This window comes from Flavobacterium sp. MMLR14_040, from assembly GCF_033657265.1.
Classification (GTDB): Bacteria; Bacteroidota; Bacteroidia; order Flavobacteriales; family Flavobacteriaceae; genus Flavobacterium.
In genome coordinates, this window is sequence record NZ_JAWVWO010000012.1 from 65273 (window position 1) to 89128 (window position 23856).

General features: G+C 35.1%; 20 protein-coding genes. 14 read left to right on the forward strand and 6 right to left on the reverse strand.

Annotation, left to right across the window (positions count from 1 at the left end; genetic code table 11):
- Nucleotides 1-95: 95 nt before the first annotated feature.
- From SD960_RS16015 to SD960_RS16030, 4 genes are all read left to right on the forward strand, one after another.
- Nucleotides 96-1454 (forward strand): rhodanese-related sulfurtransferase, encoded by a 1359-nt coding sequence (locus SD960_RS16015; RefSeq protein ID WP_318804696.1) that lies wholly within the window; start codon nucleotides 96-98, stop codon nucleotides 1452-1454.
- A 24-nt stretch (nucleotides 1455-1478) separates the two neighbouring features.
- Nucleotides 1479-1913, forward strand: a complete 435-nt coding sequence (gene tnpA / locus SD960_RS16020; protein WP_318804697.1) for an IS200/IS605 family transposase — start codon at nucleotides 1479-1481, stop codon at nucleotides 1911-1913.
- Between the two features lie 1108 nt (nucleotides 1914-3021).
- Complete coding sequence (locus SD960_RS16025; RefSeq protein WP_318804699.1) at nucleotides 3022-4263, forward strand: peptidase U32 family protein; 1242 nt, start codon at nucleotides 3022-3024, stop codon at nucleotides 4261-4263.
- A complete protein-coding gene (locus SD960_RS16030) occupies nucleotides 4263-4493 on the forward strand; it encodes a ferredoxin (protein WP_318804700.1) in 231 nt (76 codons plus the stop codon). The genes SD960_RS16025 and SD960_RS16030 overlap by 1 nt, the downstream gene beginning before the upstream one ends.
- Before the next feature lie 77 nt (nucleotides 4494-4570).
- Here the strand turns inward: SD960_RS16030 and SD960_RS16035 are convergent, their stop codons facing one another.
- Both SD960_RS16035 and SD960_RS16040 read right to left on the reverse strand, forming a co-directional pair.
- Entirely contained in the window at nucleotides 4571-5914 is a 1344-nt protein-coding gene (locus tag SD960_RS16035) for an ankyrin repeat domain-containing protein (RefSeq protein ID WP_318804702.1), read from the reverse strand.
- A 28-nt stretch (nucleotides 5915-5942) separates the two neighbouring features.
- Nucleotides 5943-7118, reverse strand: a complete 1176-nt coding sequence (locus SD960_RS16040) for an ankyrin repeat domain-containing protein (protein WP_318804704.1) — start codon at nucleotides 7116-7118, stop codon at nucleotides 5943-5945.
- A gap of 361 nt (nucleotides 7119-7479) precedes the next feature.
- Here SD960_RS16040 and SD960_RS16045 point away from each other — a divergent pair, with 361 nt between their 5' ends.
- The 6 genes from SD960_RS16045 to SD960_RS16070 all read left to right on the forward strand — a co-directional run bounded on the left by SD960_RS16045 (nucleotide 7480) and on the right by SD960_RS16070 (nucleotide 16529).
- Entirely contained in the window at nucleotides 7480-8820 is a 1341-nt protein-coding gene (locus tag SD960_RS16045; RefSeq protein ID WP_318804706.1) for a regulatory iron-sulfur-containing complex subunit RicT, read from the forward strand.
- The gene (locus SD960_RS16050) at nucleotides 8804-9283 is read left to right on the forward strand and encodes a gliding motility lipoprotein GldH (protein WP_042563576.1); all 480 of its coding nucleotides are present in this window, start codon (nucleotides 8804-8806) and stop codon (nucleotides 9281-9283) included. Before SD960_RS16045 ends, SD960_RS16050 begins: the two co-directional genes overlap by 17 nt.
- Before the next feature lie 10 nt (nucleotides 9284-9293).
- Nucleotides 9294-11597 carry a penicillin-binding protein 1A gene (locus SD960_RS16055; protein ID WP_318804707.1) on the forward strand — a complete coding sequence of 768 codons (2304 nt, stop codon included), beginning with the start codon at nucleotides 9294-9296 and terminating at the stop codon, nucleotides 11595-11597.
- Between the two features lie 218 nt (nucleotides 11598-11815).
- Nucleotides 11816-12517: a CoA transferase subunit A gene (locus tag SD960_RS16060; protein ID WP_318804708.1), complete on the forward strand. Its 702-nt coding sequence runs from the start codon at nucleotides 11816-11818 to the stop codon at nucleotides 12515-12517.
- 222 nt (nucleotides 12518-12739) lie between these two features.
- On the forward strand, nucleotides 12740-13393 hold the full coding sequence (locus tag SD960_RS16065; protein ID WP_318804710.1) for a 3-oxoacid CoA-transferase subunit B: 654 nt from the start codon (nucleotides 12740-12742) through the stop codon (nucleotides 13391-13393).
- 364 nt (nucleotides 13394-13757) lie between these two features.
- Complete coding sequence (locus tag SD960_RS16070; RefSeq protein WP_318804711.1) at nucleotides 13758-16529, forward strand: M4 family metallopeptidase; 2772 nt, start codon at nucleotides 13758-13760, stop codon at nucleotides 16527-16529.
- Nucleotides 16530-16691: 162 nt separating this feature from the next.
- Here SD960_RS16070 and SD960_RS16075 read toward each other — a convergent pair whose 3' ends face one another.
- Together SD960_RS16075 and SD960_RS16080 are read right to left on the reverse strand one after the other, a co-directional pair.
- Nucleotides 16692-17219, reverse strand: coding sequence for a DUF6646 family protein (locus tag SD960_RS16075; RefSeq protein ID WP_042563571.1), 528 nt, complete (start codon nucleotides 17217-17219; stop codon nucleotides 16692-16694).
- Between the two features lie 47 nt (nucleotides 17220-17266).
- Nucleotides 17267-18001, reverse strand: a complete 735-nt coding sequence (locus SD960_RS16080; protein WP_318804714.1) for a metallophosphoesterase family protein — start codon at nucleotides 17999-18001, stop codon at nucleotides 17267-17269.
- Between the two features lie 140 nt (nucleotides 18002-18141).
- On the opposite strand from SD960_RS16080, the gene dinB reads away from it, so the two are divergent.
- The 4 genes from dinB to SD960_RS16100 all read left to right on the forward strand — a co-directional run bounded on the left by dinB (nucleotide 18142) and on the right by SD960_RS16100 (nucleotide 21315).
- A complete protein-coding gene (gene dinB, locus SD960_RS16085; protein WP_318804716.1) occupies nucleotides 18142-19224 on the forward strand; it encodes a DNA polymerase IV in 1083 nt (360 codons plus the stop codon).
- A gap of 97 nt (nucleotides 19225-19321) precedes the next feature.
- Entirely contained in the window at nucleotides 19322-19822 is a 501-nt protein-coding gene (locus SD960_RS16090; protein ID WP_318804717.1) for a PAS domain-containing protein, read from the forward strand.
- Nucleotides 19823-19951: 129 nt separating this feature from the next.
- Complete coding sequence (locus tag SD960_RS16095; protein WP_318804720.1) at nucleotides 19952-20482, forward strand: transposase; 531 nt, start codon at nucleotides 19952-19954, stop codon at nucleotides 20480-20482.
- A complete protein-coding gene (locus tag SD960_RS16100; RefSeq protein ID WP_318804833.1) occupies nucleotides 20479-21315 on the forward strand; it encodes an IS3 family transposase in 837 nt (278 codons plus the stop codon). The genes SD960_RS16095 and SD960_RS16100 overlap by 4 nt, the downstream gene beginning before the upstream one ends.
- A 92-nt stretch (nucleotides 21316-21407) precedes the next feature.
- On the opposite strand, the gene SD960_RS16105 is transcribed toward SD960_RS16100, so the two are convergent.
- Entirely contained in the window at nucleotides 21408-23012 is a 1605-nt protein-coding gene (locus SD960_RS16105; RefSeq protein ID WP_042563567.1) for a fumarate hydratase, read from the reverse strand.
- Nucleotides 23013-23082: 70 nt separating this feature from the next.
- On the reverse strand, nucleotides 23083-23817 hold the full coding sequence (locus SD960_RS16110) for a hypothetical protein (RefSeq protein WP_318804722.1): 735 nt from the start codon (nucleotides 23815-23817) through the stop codon (nucleotides 23083-23085).
- Nucleotides 23818-23856 lie beyond the last annotated feature (39 nt).

Below are 23856 nucleotides of genomic sequence, written 5' to 3' on the forward strand. Positions count from 1 at the left end.
TCAGAACCTTTGTCGCTTTGAACCTTTGCATCTTAGAACCTTTTTTGTATTTTTGCACCTCAAAAATAATTTCTAAACTTAAAACTGTTTATAGCATGCAACTGTACAACACTTTGAGCGCAGAAGAAAGAGCCATCATGATCGATGATGCCGGTAAACAACGACTAACGTTGTCTTTCTATGCGTATGCCAAAATTCAAGATCCCAAAAAATTTCGCGACGATTTATTTTTAGCCTGGAATAAGCTCGATGCTTTAGGCCGAATTTATGTTGCCAATGAAGGAATAAATGCTCAGATGAGTATTCCTGAAGAAAATTTAGAAGCTTTTAGAGCAACTCTTGAAGTTTATGATTTCATGAAAGGTATACGATTGAATGAAGCTGTAGAACATGATGATCATTCCTTTTTAAAACTAACGATTAAAGTTCGTGATAAAATCGTTGCTGATGGTTTAAATGACGAAACCTTTGATGTTACAGATATTGGCGTTCACCTGAAAGCCAAAGAATTCAATGCTATTTTGGATGATCCCAACACTATTGTAGTAGATTTTAGAAATCATTACGAAAGTGAAGTTGGTCATTTTAAAGGCGCAATTACTCCAGATGTTGAAACTTTTAGAGAGAGCTTGCCGATAATCAACGAACAGCTTCAAAATCATAAAGAAGATAAAAACCTTGTGATGTATTGTACAGGTGGAATTCGCTGCGAAAAAGCGAGTGCTTATTTTAAACATCAGGGTTTTAAAAATGTATATCAATTAGAAGGTGGAATTATCAATTACGCCAAGCAAATTGAGGCCGAAGGTTTAGAAAGCAAATTCATCGGAAAAAACTTTGTATTCGATAATCGTCTTGGCGAAAGAATCACAGATGATATTATCTCACAATGTCATCAATGCGGAAAACCTTGTGATAATCACACTAATTGTGAAAATGACGGATGCCATTTGTTGTTTATTCAATGTGATGAATGTAAAAAGGCAATGGAAAACTGCTGCTCTACAGAATGTCTGGATATTATTCATATGCCTTTGGTTGACCAGGTTCGTTTGAGAACTGGAAAACAGGTTGGAAATAAAGTGTTTAGAAAAGGAAAATCTGAAAACCTAAAATTCAAACATTCAGGCGAGTTACCAAATGCGGCATTAGGTACAAATGAAAAACCAGCAGATATTCGTCAGAAGATAAAAATCAAAAAAGTACTTCTTGGGAAAGCTGAACATTACTATGTAAAAGCCCAAGTAGCACAATTTACTATCGAAAACCAACAGCTAAACATTGGCGATAAAATCTTAATTTCCGGACCCACTACAGGAAATCAGGAAATGATTTTAGAAAAAATGGTTGTCGATAGCGCAGAAACTACAACTGCCAAAATTGGAGATAAAGTTACTTTTGAAGTTCCTTTTCGTATTCGTTTGTCAGATAAATTGTATAAAATTGTAAATTAGCAAAAAATTTATGCTAACTTATTTATGTCACAATCCTTTACCAAATTATGGATTCATGCAATTTGGGCAACGAAATATCGTCAGGAATTAATTGATTTTTCCATTGAGAAAAAATTTTACGATTTCATCTGGCAAGAGCTAACTGAACTCGGATGTCCCGTTAGAATCATAAATGGTATGCCGGACCATGTACATGTTTTATTTTTACAAAATCCACAAAAAACAATCTCAGACATTGTAAAGCAAATAAAAGGAAGCTCTTCTCATTTTATAAATAGAGAAGAGCTTATCCTTGAAAAATTTGCCTGGCAAACAGGGTATGCGGCTTTTTCAGTCAGTGAATCTCAGTTAGATATCGTTTACCATTACATAAAAAATCAAAAGAAACATCATCTAAAGAAAAACGGTCAGGATGAATTTGATGAGTTTGTAAAATTGCATGGATTGGGAAATAAATGAATTCGTATCAAAACTTCTCCCGTGGTTGAAACCACGGGCTATATTGAAATACCACACACAAAGCAAAACATAGCCTGCGGTTTTAACCGCAGGACGCAACGGATATCCATTACGATTATACTTTGTAGAATTGATTTTTGATTATTAAAATACGCCCCCGTGGTTGAAACCACGGGCTATATTGAAAATACCACACGCAAAGCAAATATAGCCTGCGGTTTCAACCGCAGGGAAAATGGATATCCATTACGATTATACGTTTTGCAGAATTGACATTTATTAAAATACGTCACCCGTGGTTAAAACCACGGGCATTAAATGCCACACGCAAATCAAAACATAGCCTGCGGTTTCAACCGCAGGGAAAATGGATATCCATTACGATTATACGTTTTGCAGAATTGACATTTATTAAAATACGTCTCCCGTGGTTAAAACCACGGGCTATATTAAATACCACACGCAAATCAAAAACATAGCCTACGGTTTCAACCGCAGGGAAAATGGATATCCATTACGATTATACGTTTTGCAGAAATTGACATTTATAATAATACGTCACCCGTGGTTGAAACCACGGGCTATATTGAAATACCACACAAAAGCAAAATATAGCCTGCGGTTTTAACCGCAGGGCGTAATGTATATCTACAACGATATTATTTTCCCGAAAGGTTGATCGACATCGATACGTTTCCCGTGGTTGAAACCACGGGCTATATTGAAAATACCACACGCAAAGCAAAATATAGCCTGCGGTTTCAACCGTAGGGAAAATGGATATCCATTACGATTATACGTTTTGCAGAATTGACATTTATTAAAATACGTCACCCGTGGTTAAAACCACGGGCAATATTAAATACCACACGCAAATCAAAACATAGCCTGCGGTTTCAACCGCAGGGAAAATCGATATCCATTACGATTATACGTTTTGCAGAATTGACATTTATTAAAATACGTCTCCCGTGGTTAAAACCACGGGCAATATTAAATACCACACACAAAGCAAAACATAGCCTACGGTTTCAACCGCAGGGACAATGTATATCCATAACAAAATAACATATCAGTGGTTTAATCATTGGAAAACAATACAATAAAAATGACAATAAACAACAAAATCGAACTTATGGCTCCCGCCGGGAGTTTTGAGTCACTTCAGGCTGCGCTTGATAATGGTGCAGATTCTATCTATTTTGGTGTAGAACAACTCAACATGCGTGCACGTTCGACAGTGAATTTCACTATGGATGATTTGCAGGAAATTGCTAATCGTTGTGAGGCTAAAAATGTTCGAAGTTATCTGACTTTAAACACCATAATTTACGATCACGATTTATCTATGGTAAAAACACTTTTGAACAAAGCCAAAGAAGCGAATATTACAGCGGTTATTGCATCGGATCAAGCGGTTATTGCCATGGCGAGAAGTATTTCAATGGAAGTTCATATTTCTACACAACTGAATGTAACTAATATCGAAACAATAAAATTCTACAGTTTATTTGCAGATACAATGGTTTTAAGTCGCGAATTGAGTTTGCGTCAGGTAAAGAAGATTACCGACCAAATTGAAAAAGAACAGATAAAAGGACCGAACGGAAATTTAGTAGAAATTGAAATTTTCGGACATGGTGCTTTATGTATGGCAGTTTCAGGAAAATGTTATTTGAGTTTACATTCGCATAATTCATCGGCAAATCGAGGAGCTTGTAAGCAAAATTGCCGTAAAAAATATACCGTTATCGATCAGGAAACCGGTTTTGAAATCGAATTGGATAACGAATACATGATGTCGCCAAAAGATTTATGTACAATTGATTTCTTAGGTCAGGTTATAGATTCAGGGATTCAGGTTCTTAAAATTGAAGGTCGTGGCCGTGCGCCGGAATATGTGGCAACCGTAATAAAAACCTATCGTGAAGCGATTGATTCTTATTATGACAAATCATTCTCTAAAGAAAAAATCGAAGTTTGGATGGAAGCTTTGAATACGGTTTATAATCGTGGTTTTTGGTCAGGTTATTATTTAGGTCAAGAGTTAGGTGAATGGAGTGATATTCCGGGATCTGCGGCAACGCAAAAGAAAGTGTATGTTGGAAAAGGAACACATTATTTCCCAAAAGCAGAAGTTGGTCAATTCAGGATTGAAGCTTACGATATTAAAATCGGAGATAAAATTCTGGTAACAGGTCCAAGTACAGGGGCGCAGGAAATGATAATTGACGAAATGTTTGTTGGAGATGCTTCTGCTGAAAAAGCAACAAAAGGAGACGATTGTACTTTTAAACTTCCGTTCAGAATCAGAATGTCTGATAAATTATATAAAATTGTTGAAGCATAATGGTTATCGTAACTTTACAAAGAGATAAATGCATTGGCTGTAATTACTGTGTTGAAATGGATCCGATTCATTTTCAGATGTCCAAAAAAGATGGGAAATCAGTATTGATTCATTCGCAGAATTCAAAAGGATTTTTTACTTTAAAATCTGCTAATCATGCTATTGTAGAAAGCTGTGAATTGGCAGCAAAAGCTTGTCCGGTGAAGATTATTACGGTTAAGGAAACTTAGAAAATGATATTTTAAAAAGAGAAACCCTATTTGTATAATACAAAATAGGGTTTCTCTTTTATGAATATAATTAAGATTTAACTTTTTAAAATCTTACTTTTCTCAACATCAAACTCTTCCGAAGTTAAAATACCGGCATCCAAAAGTTCTTTCAAATCCAATAATGCTTTTTTCTTTCCTTCCATAGAATTGGAAATATCAGCTTTTTGCGGTTCTTGTTGGTGAATTGGTGTAACAACCGTTCCTGATGGAGCATATTTCAGAATCATTTCGGTAATTTCATTAAAACCTTTCACATTCGAGTAGTCAATTGCTTTTTGTTCTTTTACGTTTACAATTGAGGCATCCGCTTTGTTGTCAAGTAAATATTTTACAACATCCTTCTTTCCGTTTGCGGCACTGTAGTGTAAAGGCGTGTTCCCGGATTCGTCCTGAATGTTGATATTTGCTCCTGCTTCGATTAATAATTTTACCATACTCAAATTGCCTTTTTTGGTCGCTACATGCAAAAGACTTTCTCCGCCATAATTGTAACTTGTGTTTAGTGTAAAGCTGGATTCGTTAGAAATATTGGTAGCACTAACAATCCAATCCAGATAATCATTCATAGATGATGTATCGCTGGCCAAAGGTTTACTGTAGTTTACATCAACTCCATTTTCTAAAAACAAAGAGACAATTTCCTTTTGATTATTCGCGCAAGCGTACCAAATAGGCGAATATCCATTATTATTGGATACAAAAACATCGGCCCCTTTTTCTACTAAAAGTTTAGCAAGCATTCTGTTGGTTTCGTAACAGGCAATTAAGAGCGCATTTTCTCCAGAATGATTCGCATGATTAATAGCTGCACCGTTATCAAGAAGCAATGTCACCATCGGGATCGATTTGGTATAACAACCATAAAGTAAAGGTGTATTTCCTTGTTTGTCGGTTACATTAATGTCAGCGCCGTTGTCTAAAAGCAATTGAATAATTTCTCTGTTTAATTTTGCTGAGGCTAATAAAAGTGGAGTTTCTCCATTGTTATTCAGTAAATTAACATCAATTCCTGCTTCAAGCAACTTTGTTGCAATTTCAATTTGAGCGGTCTGAGCCACTAAATGTAAAAGGCTATTTCCGTATTTATCGTTTTTAGTAATTTCCGCACCATTTTCTAAAAGATACAAAGCGGTTTGTTTCTGTTTTTGCAAACAGGCAAAATATAACGGTGTTTCTCCCTGATGATCTTCATAATTAATATCGGCGCCATCTTCGGTTAATATTTTTACAATATCCAAATATCCTCTGTGTGCGGCATAATGCAAGGCAGTTCTCCCTCTTTCGTCTGTATATTTTACATCGACTTCTTTATTTTGAAGAAGTAACTCGGCTATTTTTCTGTTGCCATTTTCACAGGCAATTATAAATGACATTGACATGTATATTCGTTTTTAAATAAATGATTATTTATTGTTTCATTAAAAGTTCAACCGTCTTAATTTTTAAATTATCGCCGGAAGCCAGCATTAATGCTGTTTCATCTTTATCATTTGTGATCGTAATATCAGCGCCCTGATCTAATAACAACTTTACTTTTCGATAGGTTTCCTTTGCCATTTCGGCATCATAATTAACATTATAGGCACAAACTTTATGCAAAATTGTGTTTCCTTGATTGTCTTGCTCGTTGATATCCAGAGAAACAGTATCTAAAACTGATTTCAGAATATCCGACTTCTTTTCAACAACAAAATCAATTCCGGATTTTGGCTGTCCGTAATATTGAGCGCAGAAACTGACATCGGCACCATCAGATAATAATCTTTCAAGAAATGCGATATCTGTTGGCGAACCAGAAACAGAACTTATAAAATTAGTCAATAAAGTTCGTCCGTCTTTGTTTACAATATTAAAATCAGGTGAAGAAACAGCAGCTAAAGCATTGTAAATATCATACGAAAACTGTTCTGCCACAGCATAATAAAAAGCAGTATTATTGAGGTTGTCGGTTTCGTTGGGATCTGCGCCGTTTTCAAGCAAAAATGGTAAAATATCTTTTCGAGCTCTTTTAACAGCGCACATTAGCGGTGTTGTCCCAACAATATTTTTTTCGTTAATGTCAACACCGTTATCTGTAAGTATAAAGATGTACTCTTTTGTTTTTTCTGTTTCCAAACCATAAGTATTTATAACAGAATAGATAAGGTTTTCTTCGGCATTGTTTTTATACTGAGCATCAGCTCCAAAATTATCTATCAGGGTTTTTATTATTTTTGGAGGTGCGCCTTTTTCCAGAAAATATCTTAGTAAAGTCTGATCGCTGATCTCGTCATTAAGATTGTCCATTTTGGACATCAATGTTTCGAAAAAAGAAAGCGATTCGTCATCATCTTTTAAATATCTGGTCAAAGGAGCAAAAATTGATTTATCAAAACTGTCCAGTTCGTAAATATCGGTTTCAATAAATCCGGCATTTATTAATTTTTCGATGAAATCAATCTCTTTGGCTTCAATGATTTTGGCTGCGATTTGAGAAAAATTGTTTTTAAGATATTGTTCATTAAATTTTTCTCCGTTATTTAGGCATTCTCTGGCCTCGTCAAATTTTCCCTGAAAAAGGAAACTTTCAATTTGGTTTTGCATTTTTAGTGGTATTTAAAATGAAGGATTAAGTTTGATTTAAATCAAAATTGATAATTTAGGTGCTTTCGAATTATGTTGTAAGATAAAAACATAAAATTGAGAAATATATTTCAGGATAAAAATTAAAAAGGATTTTTTATATAAGAAAATTGACGGGGTAAGCTTTTATTTAAAGAATATTTTCTAAAATTGAGAGACAGAGAAGAAAATTAAAATGATTTTGATACCAAAAAAGGGCAGCTTTTTTATTTAACAACCCTTTAGAAGTAATCCATAAAAAGCAAACTAAAAAAAATACTATCTTTACCGATCAAACGTTTATGAACTTAAGCTGTGTTTTTGCAGCACTACATATATAATTATGGCATGTACAAGTTGTTCAACCTCAGATGGTGGCGCACCAAAAGGTTGTAAAAATAATGGGACTTGCGGCACCGATAGCTGCAATAAATTGACTGTTTTTGACTGGCTTGCAAACATGAGTCCGTCTAATGGAGAGGCAATTTTTGATTGTGTTGAGGTTCGTTTTAAAAACGGACGCAAGGAATTTTTTAGAAATTCAGAGAAATTAACTTTAAGTATTGGTGATATTGTAGCAACTGTTGCATCACCAGGACATGATATTGGAATTGTTACTTTGACAGGAGAATTGGTAAAAATTCAAATGAAGAAAAAAGGTGTTAATCACGAAAGTAACGAAGTGCCTAAAATTTACCGAAAAGCATCTCAAAAAGACATCGATATTTGGTCTGTAGCTCGTGATCGTGAAGAACCGATGAAAGTTCGCGCACGTGAACTGGCAATTCAGCATAAATTGGAAATGAAGATTTCTGATATTGAATTTCAGGGCGACGGGTCAAAAGCTACTTTTTACTATACAGCAAATGACAGAGTCGATTTTAGACTTTTGATTAAAGATTTTGCTAAAGAATTTAGCACAAGAGTCGAAATGAAACAAGTTGGTTTCCGTCAGGAAGCGGCTCGTTTGGGAGGAATTGGTTCTTGCGGACGTGAACTTTGCTGTTCAACCTGGTTAACAGATTTTAGAAGTGTCAATACTTCGGCTGCACGTTATCAGCAGCTTTCGCTAAATCCCCAAAAATTAGCCGGACAATGCGGAAAATTAAAGTGTTGTTTAAACTACGAACTTGATACGTACATGGATGCGTTGAAGGATTTTCCGGATTACGATACGAAGTTAGTAACCGAAAAAGGAGATGCAATTTGCCAAAAACAAGATATTTTTAAAGGCTTGATGTGGTTTGCTTACACAAATAATTTTGCAAACTGGCATGTTTTGAAAATCGATCAGGTAAAAGAAATCATTGCTGAAAATAAACAAAAGAACAAAGTTTCTTCCCTTGAAGATTTTGCTATTGAAGTAACTTCAGAGCCTGAAAAAGATTTTAATAATGCAATGGGTCAGGAAAGTTTAACTCGTTTTGATCAGCCAAAAAGAAAGAAAAAGCCAAATCGCAAGCGTAAACCTAACGCTGAAGGTGCTGTAGTGGCTGCTCCTGCTAAACCGCAACAAAGTAACAATAATGGCAATAAGCCAGCGGCAGGAGGAAATCCAAACAAAAACAAACAGAATAATAACAATAAGCCGAATCATTCGAATAAGCCAAAATCGAACGATAACAATAAACCGGCTGAACCGAGAAAACCTATAATTATTACTAAAAATGAGAATAAAAAATAGCGGAATTCTTCTTTTGGCAGCAATACTTCTTTTTTCCTGCGATAAAAAAAGAGTATTCGATGAGTACAAATCTGTTGGAAGTGCATGGCACAAAGACAGTATTGTAACCTTTGATCTGCCTGTTTTAGATTCAACCAAAAAATACAATTTATTTGTAAATTTGAGAGATAACAACAATTATCCTTTCAAAAATTTGTTTTTAATTGTTGCTATTGAAACACCAAACGGTTTTACCAAAGTGGATACTTTAGAATACGAAATGGCTAAACCGGATGGAACCTTGTTAGGAAATGGTTTTACTGATATAAAAGAAAGTAAACTGTATTACAAAGAAGATGTTAAGTTTAGAGGAAAATACAAAGTACACATCAAACAAGCTGTTCGTGAATCGGGAAAAATTCCTGGTGTTGAAGCTTTAGAAGGTATTACAGATGTAGGTTTTAGAATTGAACAAAAAGATTAGATAAATAGTTATGGCCACCAAAAAAAACAATCAACCTAATAGTACTAAAGATATTAACTACTATAAAAAGAAATTCTGGAGATTTTTTGTCTACTTTTTATTAGGCATTCTGGCTTTCTTTTTATTCGCTTCGTGGGGGCTTTTCGGATCGATGCCTTCTTTTGAAGATTTAGAAAACCCGGATTCTAATTTAGCAACCGAAATTATTTCTTCTGATGGAGTTGTAATTGGAAAGTATTTTAAAACAAACAGATCACAGCTTAAATATTCGGATTTGCCAAAAAGCTTAGTTGAAGCTTTAGTTGCTACCGAAGACGCTCGTTTTTACGAACATTCCGGAATTGACGGACGCGGAACTTTAAGAGCCGTTTTTACTTTAGGAACAAATGGTGGAGCGAGTACTCTAACACAGCAATTAGCAAAGCAATTATTTCATGGTGAAGGTTCTAAGTTCTTGCCATTTAGAATTGTACAAAAAATAAAAGAATGGATTATAGCCATTCGTCTCGAAAGACAATATACGAAAAATGAAATTCTGGCCATGTATTGTAATGTTTACGACTTCGGAAATTATTCTGTTGGAGTGAGTTCTGCAGCACAGACCTATTTTTCGAAAGATCCAAAAGACTTAACAATGGACGAGTCGGCTATTTTAGTCGGAATGTTCAAAAACTCAGGGTTGTACAATCCAGTTCGTAACCCGCAGGGTGTAAAGAATCGTCGTAATGTAGTTCTTGCACAGATGGAGAAAGCTAAAATGATTTCTACAGCAGAAAAAGAAAGATTACAGGAATTACCAATCGCATTAAAATTCAAATTAGAAAGTCACCGTGAAGGTACAGCAACCTATTTCAGAGAATATCTTCGTGATTATATGAAGAAATGGATGGCGGAGAACAAAAAACCAGACGGTTCTGATTATGATATCTACAAAGATGGATTGAAAATCTACACTACTATCGATTCAAGAATGCAGCAATATGCTGAAGAAGCGGTTTCGGCACACATGAAAAATTTGCAACAGCAATTTTTCATCGAGCAAAAAAACAATAAAAATGCACCTTTCGTAAATATCACCCAGGCAGAAACAGAGAAATTGATGATGCAGGCCATGAAAAACTCAACTCGTTGGGCAATCATGAAAGATCTTGACAAAAGTGAAGACGATATCATTGCTTCATTCAAAGTAAAAACACAAATGAGAATCTTTACCTGGAAAGGAGAGCGCGATACGATTATGACGCCGATGGATTCTATTCGTTATTACAAACACTTTTTACAATCTGGTTTAATGGCTATGGAGCCTCAAACCGGAAATATTAAAGCTTGGGTTGGTGGAATCAACTACAAATATTTTCAGTACGATCACGTTGGACAGGGAGCAAGACAAGTAGGTTCTACATTCAAGCCTTTTGTTTATGCAACTGCTATTGAGGAATTAAATATGTCTCCTTGCGATTCAATTTTAGATGGACCTTTCATGATTCACAAAGGACGTCACCACGTAACGGAAGACTGGGAACCAAGAAACTCTGACAACAGATACCGCGGAATGGTAACTTTAAAGCAAGGTTTAGCCAATTCTATCAATACAGTTTCAGCTAAATTAATTGACAGAACAGGACCTGAGGCCGTTGTTGAATTGACTCACAAACTGGGTGTTAAAACAGAAATTCCTGTACAGCCTTCAATCGCGTTAGGAGCTGTAGATATTACAGTTGAAGACATGGTTGCAGCTTACAGTACATTTGCAAATCAGGGAGTATATGTAAAACCACAATTTTTAAGCCGTATCGAAAACAAAAGCGGAGAGGTTATTTACGAACCAATTCCGGAATCACACGACGTTTTAAATAAAGATATCGCTTTTGCAGTAATCAAATTATTGCAGGGAGTTACAGAAACCGGTTCTGGGGCACGTTTACGTACGCAAGGCGGTGGAAGTGGAGATAATCGTTGGACAGGATATCCATACATGTTTAAAAACCCGATTGCGGGTAAAACGGGAACAACACAAAATCAATCAGACGGTTGGTTTATGGGAATGGTTCCGAACTTAGTAACAGGTGTTTGGGTTGGATGCGAAGATCGTTCGGCACGTTTCAAAAGTTTGACTTATGGACAAGGTGCAACTGCAGCTTTACCAGTTTGGGCTTACTTCATGAAATTGTGTTATGCCGATAAGAATTTACAAGTCTCTAAATCAGAATTTGAGCGTCCGGCAAATCTTTCTATAAAAGTAGATTGTTATAGTGCTCCAAAAGTAAAAGACACTACTACAACAGAACAAAATACAGACGAATTCGAATTATAATTTAAGTTCGTTTTTAAGAATTATTTTACCGCAAAGTGCGCTAAGATTCACGCAAAGTTCGCAAAGCTAAATATTAAGCTTTGCGAACTTTGCGTTTTGTGTTTGTTGAGCTTTGCGGTTAATAATCTACGCTATATATTTATTTTTACGAAATCGTTATAATTTAATCTAAAAATGGTATTTTTATCAAAATTATACAGTAATAAAGTCAGTTTGTTATGATAACGAAAAAAGTGGATAGCGTGCAGGATGCTATAAAAGGAATTGAAAGCGGGATGACCATTATGTTTGGTGGTTTTGGTTTATGCGGAATTCCTGAAAATACTATTGCGGCTTTAGTAAATACCTCAATTTCGGATTTAACTTGTATTTCGAATAATGCAGGTGTTGATGATTTTGGTTTAGGATTACTTTTGCAGAAGAAACAAATCAAAAAAATGATTTCCTCATATGTAGGCGAAAATGCAGAATTCGAGCGTCAGATGCTTTCTGGCGAGTTAGAAGTGGAGTTAACACCACAAGGAACTCTTGCAGAACGCTGTCGCGCGGCCCAAGCAGGAATTCCAGCTTTCTTTACACCAGCGGGTTACGGAACTGAAGTGGCAGAAGGTAAAGAAGTTCGTGAATTCAACGGTAAAATGCATATTATGGAAGAAGCTTTCAAAGCTGATTTTGCCATTGTAAAAGCTTGGAAAGGCGACGAAGCAGGAAATCTGATTTTTAAAGGAACGGCCAGAAACTTTAACGCCTGTATGGCGGGCGCAGGCAAAATTACAATTGCTGAGGTTGAAGAATTGGTTCCTGTTGGAACATTAGACCCAAATCAGATTCATATTCCGGGAATTATGGTACAGCGCATCTTTCAGGGAGAAAAATTTGAAAAAAGAATCGAGCAACGTACTGTAAGACAGAGGAATTAGATAATGAGATAAATTATCAATTAGATAATGAATTAGATAACGCAAAATTGTTGCGTTAAATAAATTTTATAATTGATATGTTATTGATTTTTATGAAATTACTTTAAATTATATAAAGTAAAATATTAGATAATTAGAAAATGTGATAATTAGAATTAATTAGATTGTTCAATGTTTAGGCATTATCTAATTATCTAATTTCCAAATTGACACATTATAAATATGTTAACAAAAGAAGATATAGCAAAACGAATTGCTAAAGAAGTAAAAGACAGATATTTTGTTAATCTGGGTATTGGGATTCCCACTTTGGTTGCAAATTATGTTAGAGAAGATATTGCAGTTGAGTTTCAGAGCGAAAACGGTGTTTTGGGTATGGGACCTTTTCCTTTTGCAGGAGAAGAAGATGCTGATATTATCAACGCTGGAAAGCAAACAATTACCACACTTCCGGGAGCGAGTTTCTTTGATTCGGCCTTTAGTTTTGGAATGATTCGAAGCCAAAAAGTTGATTTAACTATTCTTGGCGCAATGGAAGTTTCTGAAAACGGAGATATTGCCAACTGGAAAATTCCGGGAAAAATGGTGAAAGGAATGGGAGGTGCAATGGATTTGGTTGCTTCTGCTGAAAATATCATTGTTGCCATGATGCACGTTAATAAAGCAGGAGAGTCTAAAATCCTAAAAAAATGCACTTTGCCATTAACAGGCGTAAGCTGCGTTAAAAAGGTTGTAACAGAGCTTGCAGTTCTCGAAGTAACTAAAAATGGTTTTAAGCTCTTAGAACGAGCGCCAGGTGTTTCTGTTGAGCATATCATTGCTTCAACCGAAGCAGAATTAATTATAGAAGGAGAAATTCCGGAAATGAACATTTAACTTTTCCCTTTAAAAATATATCCCTTTTAAGGGCTGGCGTTTGTGCCAGCCCTTTTTTGTTGAATAAAATCAAAACTATGTCAGGTTTTATTTCTTGTATAATGATGTTTCTGTACTACTTTTTTTATATAAAATTGTAAACATCAACGAATTATCGATTTTAAGGCTTTCTATTTGAGAAATTCTTACAGTTTGTTAAATAAAAGTGAATTTAAAGTAAAAAGTGTTGCATTTTATCGATTAACGGCAAATTTCATCGACTATCTAACAAAATTAAAATACTTTTATCGTAAATTAAAGTATTTACTTACGATAAATGTTTTATTTGTAATCATTTAACCAAACTTTAAAAACCCCTTAAATTATGAGAAAAAAATTACCAGGAATCATGGCGACCGCCGTTGTTTTTACTTTTACAATCTCTTCATTTGCTCAGACAGATAAGCAAATAAGTCAGAAAAATGTTTCTGAAAACGGACAACCAAGTTTAATTACCTTTAGTGACAAATCAACTTACAAAGGATCAGATGCTCAAAAAGTCTTTAAGGAGCAACTTGGTTTAAAAGACTCTCAATCTTTTGCAAAAATCAAAACCCAATCCGACAAACAAGGTTACATTCATGAAAAATTTCAATTGTATGAACAGGGAATCAAAGTTGAATTTGCTAACTATACCCTGCATTCAAAAGATGGAAAATTAGTATCGATGAATGGTGAATTCTACGATATCGAAAATGTTAAAACTACACCAAAACTTTCTTCTCAGGAAGCTTTCAACAGAGCGCTTAGCTACACACATGCAACAGAATATCTTTGGGAAAAACCACAAGATGCTATAGCAATGGATTATGAAAAACCTAAAGGCGAGCTTGTTTTGTTACCTGCAATGGAAGAACAAGGTGAAAAACGTACAACTGATAAAGTTCGTTTAGCTTACAAGTTTGACATTTATGCTACAAAACCTTTAAGCCGTGGAGATCTTTATATTGATGCTGAAACAGGAAAAGCATTGTTTTATAATGCAACTATAAAACATTTAAACGATAATGTACATGCAAAGAAATCTTCTTCAGCAAGTGCAGATAAAAATCTATCGGCTTCAAAAATGGCAATTGTTGCTGCCAATGCCGCGACTCGTTATAGCGGAACGCAAACAATTCAAACTACTTTAAGCGGATCATCTTATATTTTATCAGATACATCTCGTGGCTTAGGTGTTCAAACTTATAATTCTGCAAGAACAGCTACGTATCCAACAACAAACTTTTCTGATGCCGATAATAACTGGACAGCAGCAGAATATAATAACACCAATAAAGACAATGGTGCACTCGATGCGCATTGGGGTGCAGAAAAAACATACGATTACTGGTCTACAGTACACAGTAGAAATAGTTTTGATGATGCTGGTGCAAAAATCAAAAGTTATGTACACTACAATTTAGTTGCTGCAGGATATTCAAGCAACAATAATGCCTTTTGGAATGGAAGCGTAATGACTTACGGTGACGGAACAGGAACTGGAGGATTTGATATTTTAACTTCTCTGGATGTTGCCGGACACGAAATTGGTCACGCGGTATGTACTTACACAGCAAACCTAGCCTACCAAAAAGAATCCGGAGCAATGAATGAAGCGTTCTCTGATATTTGGGCAGCTTGTATTGAATACCATTCAGCACCTACAAAATCAATCTGGTTGGTTGGTGAAGATATCGAAAGAAGAAGCGGGCACGTTGCTTTGCGTTCTATGAGCGATCCAAATGCTGAGGGACAACCGGATACTTACGGTGGAACGTATTGGATAAACGTAAATTGTACTCCAACAAACAATAATGACCAATGTGGGGTGCATACAAATTCGGGTGTTCTAAATCACTGGTTTTATATTTTATCTGTTGGTAAAACAGGAACTAATGATCTTGGAAACGCTTATAACGTAACAGGAATTACGCTGGATAAAGCGGAGAAAATTGCTTTTCGTTTAGAGAGCGAATATTTAGGAGCCAATTCAACTTATGCTAATGCAAGAACTTTTGGAATACAATCTGCTATTGAATTATATGGTGCAGGTTCTGCGGAAGTTATTGCAACAACAAACGCATTTTATGCTGTAGGTGTTGGTGCGGCATATTCTGGCTCAACAGATACTGTAGCTCCTTCGGCTCCAACTTCTTTGGCAGCTTCAGGAACAACAGGCACAACAACCAATTTAACCTGGACAGCTTCTACAGACAATGTTGCAGTAACAGGCTACGATATTTATCAGGGAACAACTCTTAAAGGATCATCTGCAACAACATCGTACACAGTAACAGGATTAACAGCTTCAACGGCTTATACTTTTAGTGTAAAAGCGAAAGATGCTGCCGGAAATGTTTCAGCTTCAAGTAGTACAGTAAATGTTACTACTACCGCTGCTGGTATAACATATTGCGCATCTCAGGGAAATAGTACTGCAGATGAAAGAATTAGTAAAGTTGTTTTTGGTACAATCAATAATACCTCAACAGGAACAACAGGCTACGAAAACTATACTGCAATTTCTACAAATACAGCAAGAGGAACAGCGTATACGATTACAATTACACCAGTTTGGACGTCTACGACTTACAATGAAGGGTATGCAGTATTTATAGATTACAATCAGGATGGGGATTTCTCAGATTCTGGTGAAACGGTTTGGACAAAAGCAGCTTCAAAAACAACTCCGGTTACAGGATCAATTACAATTCCTGCAACAGCAACCCTTGGAACAACAAGATTGAGAGTTTCTATGAAATACAATGCAATTCCAACATCTTGTGAAGCTTTCTCTTACGGACAAGTTGAAGACTACTCTATAAACATTACAGCTTCTGGAGCAGTTGTTGAAGAAAGTATTGCCGGAATAGCAGAAACTGTGGAAACTGCACGTTTTGCTTTATATCCAAATCCTGTTGAAAGTGAATTAAATATTTCAATTTCAGAAAGTAATGGATACACTTATAAAATTACAAACACCTTGGGACAACAGCTAAGTTCAGGAGAACTTTATGGAAATCCAATTGATGTAAGCAAATTGGCTACCGGAATTTACTTAATTGAGTTAAATAACGGCAGTAAAAAAATCGTGAAGAAATTTGCCAAAAAATAAAAAAATTGTAATTATAAAAAAGGAAGCCTCGCTATTGCGGGGCTTTTTTTATGCAGATTCCTGAGAAATTAAACTAATCTATAAATGTCGTGAAACAAAAACGTTGAAAAATAAAAAAGCGTTCATAACGAACGCTTTCTAATATAATTGCTTTGGAAAATCTTACAAATTAAAAGAAGCTCCTAAACTAAAAGTTGCCTGATTGTTTAAATGATCGAAAACGTCATTATCATTACCGTATTTTGCAATTGGGAATCCGATTTCTGTGAAAACACCAAATCCGTCAGTAAAAAAGTAACGACCACCAACGTGTCCGCCAAAATTGTGTAATCCTAAACTTAAACCTGGGTAAACGTCAAGTTGTTCAACACCAATTACGCTGCTTAAATTTGCATTAATTCTTGCTTTTGCATCAAAACGATCTTGAAATTCTGGTTTGTAGTCATAATATGGAGTTGGGTTATTGTGATAAACTCCTGAGAAATTATCAACTCCTAGTAAATAAGTTGTAACAAATCCGAAAGAGAAATTTTCTCCTAAACCGAAATCAATAGATCCCTGAATTCCTGATCCACCATCTTGTAAATTAGCACCAACGTTAACTTTCATGTCACCTTTTCCAGAGAAAGCCTGTTGGGCATTAGTGAATCCGAATGACGCTAAAAACAAAAGTGTAATAAATTTTTTCATAAACTTAAATATTAATTATTTGGATTGCAAATTTAGTTTTTTACACTTCAATTCCTACCTTTTTCATTAAAATACAATTCATTTAATGGGTCACTTTGCCAGAACTCCTTGGTATCCACGTTCATAATGGTCAAAGGGCCTTTAAAAGCGGCACCGGTATCAACATTCCAAACACAGGCTTTGTTTATTGGAACCGTTTGACCAATTCTGGTTACAGGTGTATGACCAATATAAATCTCTTTGTATATCGTAAAACGTTTTGGATAAAATAAATCGTCGGGTTTTAAATTGGGGTCTAATGAAAGGGCTGATTCCCAAAGTGTTCTGTCCCAATAAAATAATTTAGGAAAGTATTCCCATACTACACCATTTAAGTTGGTAAAGCCCGCATGAACAAACAATCGGTTTTGATCATCAAGATAATAATCCTGCAATGCTTCAAAAAAAGCAATATGTGTTTTCTTTTTTTCTTCAGAAAGTTTAGAATATCCTTCAACAGTAGCTTTTCCGCCATGTTTGTACCACATTTCTTCATCAAATTCTTCATTTCGATTTTCCAGCCAGTCTAAGGCCAATTGATCATGATTTCCTCTAATGCAAATGCAGTTTTGCTTGCTTTTCAATTCAATCAAATATTCGATTACTTCTGCAGACTGACTCCAGCCATCTACATAATCACCTAAAAATATAAGAGTATCTTGTGTGGTAACCTGAGCTTTTATCAGCACTTGTTCAAGAGCGAGTAATCCGCCGTGTATGTCGCCTATAACAAATGTTCGCATTGTTTAATTTTTCATCTGGAACAACAAAAATATAAAGAATAATTGGTTTGAACTCATCGAATTTATATTCTTTAAAAATTGATATTATTTATAACTGTTTTGAGCACTTTTTTATTGCTTTTCCTTTTTAAATTTGTAGCATGTCTGAGATGCCTACATATCGAAAAATTATCCATATTGATATGGATGCTTTTTATGCTTCGGTGGAGCAGATGGACAATCCTGCTTTACGTGGAAAAGCCATTGCTGTTGGAGGTTCAGAAAATAGAGGAGTAGTGGCAGCGGCAAGTTACGAAGCCAGAAAATTTGGAGTTAGAAGTGCTATTAGTGGAGTTCTGGCCAAAAAATATTGTCCCGAAATCATTTTTGTGCGTCCGCGTTTTGATAGATACAAAGAAATATCGGGTAAAATTCATAAAATTTTTCATGAATATACAGATTTGGTTGAGCCACTTTCGCTCGACGAAGCTTATCTTGATGTAACCCAAAATAAAAAGGGAAATCCAAGCGCGAGTTTGTTGGCACAGGAAATCAGGTCAAGAATCCTCAGCGAAGTTGGACTTACGGCTTCGGCGGGAATTTCGGTGAATAAATTTGTGGCTAAAATTGCCAGCGATATTAATAAACCAAACGGGCAAAAAACAGTAAATCCCGATGAGATTATCCCTTTTTTGGAAGATTTGCCAATCCGTAAGTTTTACGGTGTTGGAAAAGTAACCACCGAAAAAATGTATCAGCTGGGAATTTTTACCGGAGCTGATCTAAAAACAAAATCGGTAGAATTTCTGGAGAAACACTTTGGCAAATCTGGTGGCTTTTATTATAATGTGGTGCGCGGAATTCATAATAGTGAAGTCAAACCTTCACGAATTACCAAATCTGTCGCAGCAGAACATACTTTTGATGTCAATTTATCTTCGGAGATTTTTATGTTGGAACAACTCGAAAGAATCGCCACATCATTAGAAAAAAGATTGAAAAGGTATAATATTTCCGGTAAAACGGTAACACTTAAAATAAAATACAGCGATTTTACCCAGCAAACCCGAAGCAAAACTTTGCCTTATTTTATTTCAGATAAAAGTTTGATTCTCGAAACGGTAGAAGAATTATTGTATCAGGAACGAATGAAAGATTCCGTTCGATTACTCGGAATTTCATTAAGTAATTTGAATACTGAGGAGAAAAAGGCAGTTGTTGTTCAGCTTAAATTTTCTTTTTAATAATTATAAATTGAAGGAAATGAGGTTTTCCATAACTAGAATCAAGATTTTCATTTTACCTTTATAGAAAAGTTGCTTTACGAATAAATCATTTGAGATGAAAAGAGATAATTCTGATGAAATTTCAAGCCGTCATTCAGTTCCTATCTTAGCGTGGGATTTTCATTATGAATATATAAATGAACTGAAAGCTATTTTTACTGATTTAAAGAAAGTCGGTAAGATTGCAAGTGAATTTCATTGGAATGAAAAGAACCTGAAAATTAAGGAGAGAATTAAAGAGGAAATAATTGTAGTTACAGATAAAAATCTGAAGATTGTTTTTGCCTCAACCGGAATTAAAAGAATGACCGGTTATACAGAAGAAGAGATTTTGGGCAAAACACCAAAAATGTTTCAGGGCCCGAAAACGTGTAATGTTGTTTTAAAAGAAATTAGAGAAGCTATAAAACTTCAGTTGCCATTTGAAAAAACAATTGAAAATTATAGAAAAAATGGTCATATTTACAAATGCAAAATCAACGGTGTTCCTGTTTTTAACCTAAAAGGAGAACTATCGCATTTCATTGCTTTTGAAAGTGAAGATAAAAGTGCTTAATATTTCGTTGCGTAAAGTTTTGCCACAAAAGCACTAAGACAGAAAGAAAATTATAGATTTGAAAGATACAAAAAAACCGCCCAAATTGAACTGCCCCCAAAATGTTAGACACAATTTGGGGGCATTTTTATGGAAAGAAAAGTAAAGTACAATGCTGAATTTAAACTTCGTTGTGTATATGAAGTATTAGACAATAATCGTTCAGTTTATTCAGTTGCCAAAGAGAATAATTTCGATGAGTCAAATCTTAGAAAATGGATTGTTTTTTACCAAAAATATGGTAGCGAAGGTCTTTTGCCAAAAAGTAATCAAATTTATGCTATTGACTTTAAGCAAAATGTATTAGAGTCAATTGAAAAGAAGTCTTTATCTTTGAGAGAAGCCTGTATTGAATTTAATGTTCCTAGTGAATCTGTTATCTTTCAATGGCAAAAGAAATATAAAGCCCGAGGCATCTTAGGCTTAGAAGATAAACTAAAAGGCAGACTTTTATCTATGAACTTTAAAAGAGCCAAAAAGAAATCCAACAAACCTCTTACCAGAGAAGAAGAACTTTTACTAGAGATAGAATCATTGCGATGTGAAAATGCTCTTTTAAAAAAGTTCAATGCCTTAGTTCAAGCCGAAGAAGCCAGACAAAACAAAAAGCACAAGCCATAATGGAATTAAGGCATAATTATGATCTTGGTATTATGTTAGATCATATGAAAATGGCAAGAAGTAGTTTTTATTACTACGAGAAAAAAAATCAAAAAGAAGATAAATATAGAGACATTAAAGAGCTGATTGGGCAAATTTATCATCACCATAAAGGCAGATTTGGTTACAGACGAATTACTTTGGAAATGAAAAATAAAGGAGTTTTAATTAATCACAAAACTGTCCTGAGGCTAATGAAACTTTTAGGCTTAAAAAGTTTAATTAGAGTAAAAAAATACAAGTCATACAAAGGAGAACATGGAAAAATAGCTCCAAATATATTAAAGCGTAATTTTAAAGCAGCAATGCCTAATCAAAAATGGGCTACAGATGTTACAGAATTTAATGTATCAGGAAACAAGCTGTATCTCTCTCCAATAATTGATTTGTTTAATGGCGAAATTATAAGCTATGATTTATCTGAAAGGCCTAATTTTAATCAAATCATATCAATGCTTAATAAATCTTTTGAGAAAATCCCAGGCCAGGTTGATTTAATCTTGCATTCAGATCAGGGATGGCAGTATCAGATGAAACAATATCAAAATTTACTAAAGCAAAAAGGAGTCAAACAAAGTATGTCAAGAAAAGGAAATTGCCTAGACAATGCAATTATTGAAAACTTTTTCGGAATATTAAAAACTGAATTATTTTACCTTAAAAAATATAGTTCGACAAATCAATTAAAACAGGAAATTATCGAATATATAGACTATTACAATAATGATCGAATAAAACTTAATCTAAAAGGAATGAGCCCGATACAATATCGAGCTCATTATTATCAAATTTAATTATAAATTCGTCCAAACTTTTGGGTGCAGTCCAAAATAGGCGGTTTTTGCATATATAAAACTTTGTGTCTTAGTGACTTTGTGGCAAACGTCTAAAGGTTTTCAAAAAAGTCATTTCCTTTATCATCTGTAATGATAAAAGCAGGGAAATCTTTAACGGTAATTTTACGAACCGCTTCCATTCCTAATTCTTCAAAATCAACCACTTCAACTTTCAGGATATTATCTTGTGCTAAAATTGCTGCAGGACCTCCGATAGAACCTAAATAGAATCCGCCATATTTATTGCAGGCATCTGTAACTTGTTTGGTACGGTTTCCTTTTGCGAGCATAATCATACTTCCGCCATGTTTTTGAAACTCATCTACATAAACATCCATACGGCCGGCAGTTGTTGGCCCGAAACTTCCAGAAGCCATTCCTTCCGGTGTTTTTGCGGGTCCGGCGTAATAAACAGGATGATTTTTAAAATATTCCGGCATTGGTTTTCCGGCTTCTAAAAGTTCCATAATTTTTGCATGCGCAATATCACGGGCAACAATTACGGTTCCGTTTAGTTTTAAACGTGTTTTGATAGGATATTGGCTCAATTTAGCCAAAATATCAGCCATTGGCATATCCAGGTCAATTTCTACGGGAGCTTCTAAATGCGGAGCTGTTTCCGGCAAAAATTGTTTTGGATTTACTTCTAACTGCTCCACATAAATTCCGTCTTTCGTGATTTTACCTTTGATATTTCTATCTGCCGAACAAGAAACGCCCAATCCAACCGGGCAAGAAGCTGCGTGACGCGGCAAACGAATGACGCGAACATCATGCGTAAAATACTTTCCTCCAAACTGAGCGCCAATAGCACTCTCCTGGCAAATTTGCTGTACGCGGTTTTCCCATTCTAAATCGCGGAAAGCCTGACCGGCCATGTTTCCTGTCGTTGGCAAGTGATCGTAATATCCAGCAGATGCTTTTTTAACAGCACTTAGATTTGCTTCCGCAGAAGTTCCGCCAATTACTAAAGCCAAATGATAAGGCGGACAAGCAGAAGTTCCTAAATCTTTAATCTTTGTTCGAATGAAAGCATCCATTGATTTATCATTCAATAAAGATTTTGTTTGCTGATATAAGTATGTTTTATTGGCAGATCCACCGCCTTTTGCCATAAATAAGAACTCGTATGAATTTCCTTTTTTAGCATAAATATCAATTTGCGCCGGAAGATTCGATCCTGAATTTTTTTCTTCAAACATCGAAATCGGAACAATTTGAGAATATCTTAGATTACGTTTTTGGTATGTATTGAAAATTCCTCGACTCAACCATTCTGCATCATCAACGCCTGTAAAAATGCTTTCGCCTTTTTTGGCCATTACAATTGCAGTTCCCGTATCCTGGCAGCTTGGCAATTGTCCTTCGGCAGCTACAGAAGCATTTTGAAGTAAATTGTAAGCCACAAAACGATCGTTATCTGTTGCTTCAGGATCGTCAAGAATGTTTCTTAATTTTTGTAAATGTGTCGTTCTCAACATAAACGAAACATCAGTTAAGGCTTCTTCAGCCAATAACTCTAATCCTTTCGGATCAACAGTAAGAACTTCACGTTCTCCAAATTTTTCAACTTTCACAAAATCTGAAGTGATTTTGCGGTATTGCGTATCATCCTTTAAAATAGGATAAGGGTCTTGGTATATAAAATCAATCATTTCTTTGTTTTTGACAAAGTTAAAAATTATTTACCTAAGAAAGAATTTGAATAAGACCCGTTTTGTGAGTTTATTTGATGTTGTGAAATTCATTAAAAGGCATTTTTTTCTCAAAATAGGATTTGTCTTTTGCCGAAAGTAATTGGCTTTTCCATTTATTTCCGCTTAAGCGAAAAACAATCGAGTCAGAATAAGAAACTTTTCCCATATCGTCATCACCATCTTCCGGTTCAAAGGCAACTCTTTTGCAGTAAAATGTTTCTGAATCTTTTTCGTTTGGAGTTGCAAATTCCACCCAGCTTCCCCAACCGCTGTCGGTCATAGAATCCCATTGATAAACCAATTGTAAATCTTTGTTTTTTAAATGATACAGATAATTATTTTGATTGTATCCGCAGGCAGGATATCCAAAAGAAATTTGAATAAATGAAGTGCCTTTGTTTGTAGCAGTAGCTAAACCATAAGAAGCTCCCCATTCGGATCCTTTTTGCCAACCTTCGATGGTTACTTTTGAAGATGCTTTTTTCTCTTTGTTTTCATAAAAATCCAATCGGTATTTTACGGTAACAATACTGTCTTTATCCGCTTTTTGATCTAAAAGATTAGTGAGAATATAATTTCCTGAGGCATTTTCTTCTCCGTTAGAAATCTGGATTGTATCCGTTTTTATGAATTTTTCTGCAGAAGCAATTGCAACTTCTGTTTTATTTTCTGAAATGCTGTTTTTTGTTTGGATTTGCGAAACTGGTTTTGGTTTCTGGCAGCTTATTATTAGTGATAAAAGAAAAAGGTATTGGGGTTTCATGGTATTTTTGATTGATATTTGTTTGGATGATTATTTTAA

Excerpts from the sequence above, each read along its gene's own strand:
- SD960_RS16015 (WP_318804696.1), top strand. The coding sequence starts at position 96 with ATGCAACTGTACAACACTTTGAGCGCAGAAGAAAGAGCCATCATGATC.
- tnpA (WP_318804697.1), top strand. The coding sequence starts at position 1,479 with ATGTCACAATCCTTTACCAAATTATGGATTCATGCAATTTGGGCAACG.
- SD960_RS16025 (WP_318804699.1), top strand. The coding sequence starts at position 3,022 with ATGACAATAAACAACAAAATCGAACTTATGGCTCCCGCCGGGAGTTTT.
- SD960_RS16030 (WP_318804700.1), top strand. The coding sequence starts at position 4,263 with ATGGTTATCGTAACTTTACAAAGAGATAAATGCATTGGCTGTAATTAC.
- SD960_RS16035 (WP_318804702.1), bottom strand. The coding sequence starts at position 5,914 with ATGTCAATGTCATTTATAATTGCCTGTGAAAATGGCAACAGAAAAATA.
- SD960_RS16040 (WP_318804704.1), bottom strand. The coding sequence starts at position 7,118 with ATGCAAAACCAAATTGAAAGTTTCCTTTTTCAGGGAAAATTTGACGAG.
- SD960_RS16045 (WP_318804706.1), top strand. The coding sequence starts at position 7,480 with ATGGCATGTACAAGTTGTTCAACCTCAGATGGTGGCGCACCAAAAGGT.
- SD960_RS16050 (WP_042563576.1), top strand. The coding sequence starts at position 8,804 with ATGAGAATAAAAAATAGCGGAATTCTTCTTTTGGCAGCAATACTTCTT.
- SD960_RS16055 (WP_318804707.1), top strand. The coding sequence starts at position 9,294 with ATGGCCACCAAAAAAAACAATCAACCTAATAGTACTAAAGATATTAAC.
- SD960_RS16060 (WP_318804708.1), top strand. The coding sequence starts at position 11,816 with ATGATAACGAAAAAAGTGGATAGCGTGCAGGATGCTATAAAAGGAATT.
- SD960_RS16065 (WP_318804710.1), top strand. The coding sequence starts at position 12,740 with ATGTTAACAAAAGAAGATATAGCAAAACGAATTGCTAAAGAAGTAAAA.
- SD960_RS16070 (WP_318804711.1), top strand. The coding sequence starts at position 13,758 with ATGAGAAAAAAATTACCAGGAATCATGGCGACCGCCGTTGTTTTTACT.
- SD960_RS16075 (WP_042563571.1), bottom strand. The coding sequence starts at position 17,219 with ATGAAAAAATTTATTACACTTTTGTTTTTAGCGTCATTCGGATTCACT.
- SD960_RS16080 (WP_318804714.1), bottom strand. The coding sequence starts at position 18,001 with ATGCGAACATTTGTTATAGGCGACATACACGGCGGATTACTCGCTCTT.
- dinB (WP_318804716.1), top strand. The coding sequence starts at position 18,142 with ATGTCTGAGATGCCTACATATCGAAAAATTATCCATATTGATATGGAT.
- SD960_RS16090 (WP_318804717.1), top strand. The coding sequence starts at position 19,322 with ATGAAAAGAGATAATTCTGATGAAATTTCAAGCCGTCATTCAGTTCCT.
- SD960_RS16095 (WP_318804720.1), top strand. The coding sequence starts at position 19,952 with ATGGAAAGAAAAGTAAAGTACAATGCTGAATTTAAACTTCGTTGTGTA.
- SD960_RS16105 (WP_042563567.1), bottom strand. The coding sequence starts at position 23,012 with ATGATTGATTTTATATACCAAGACCCTTATCCTATTTTAAAGGATGAT.
- SD960_RS16110 (WP_318804722.1), bottom strand. The coding sequence starts at position 23,817 with ATGAAACCCCAATACCTTTTTCTTTTATCACTAATAATAAGCTGCCAG.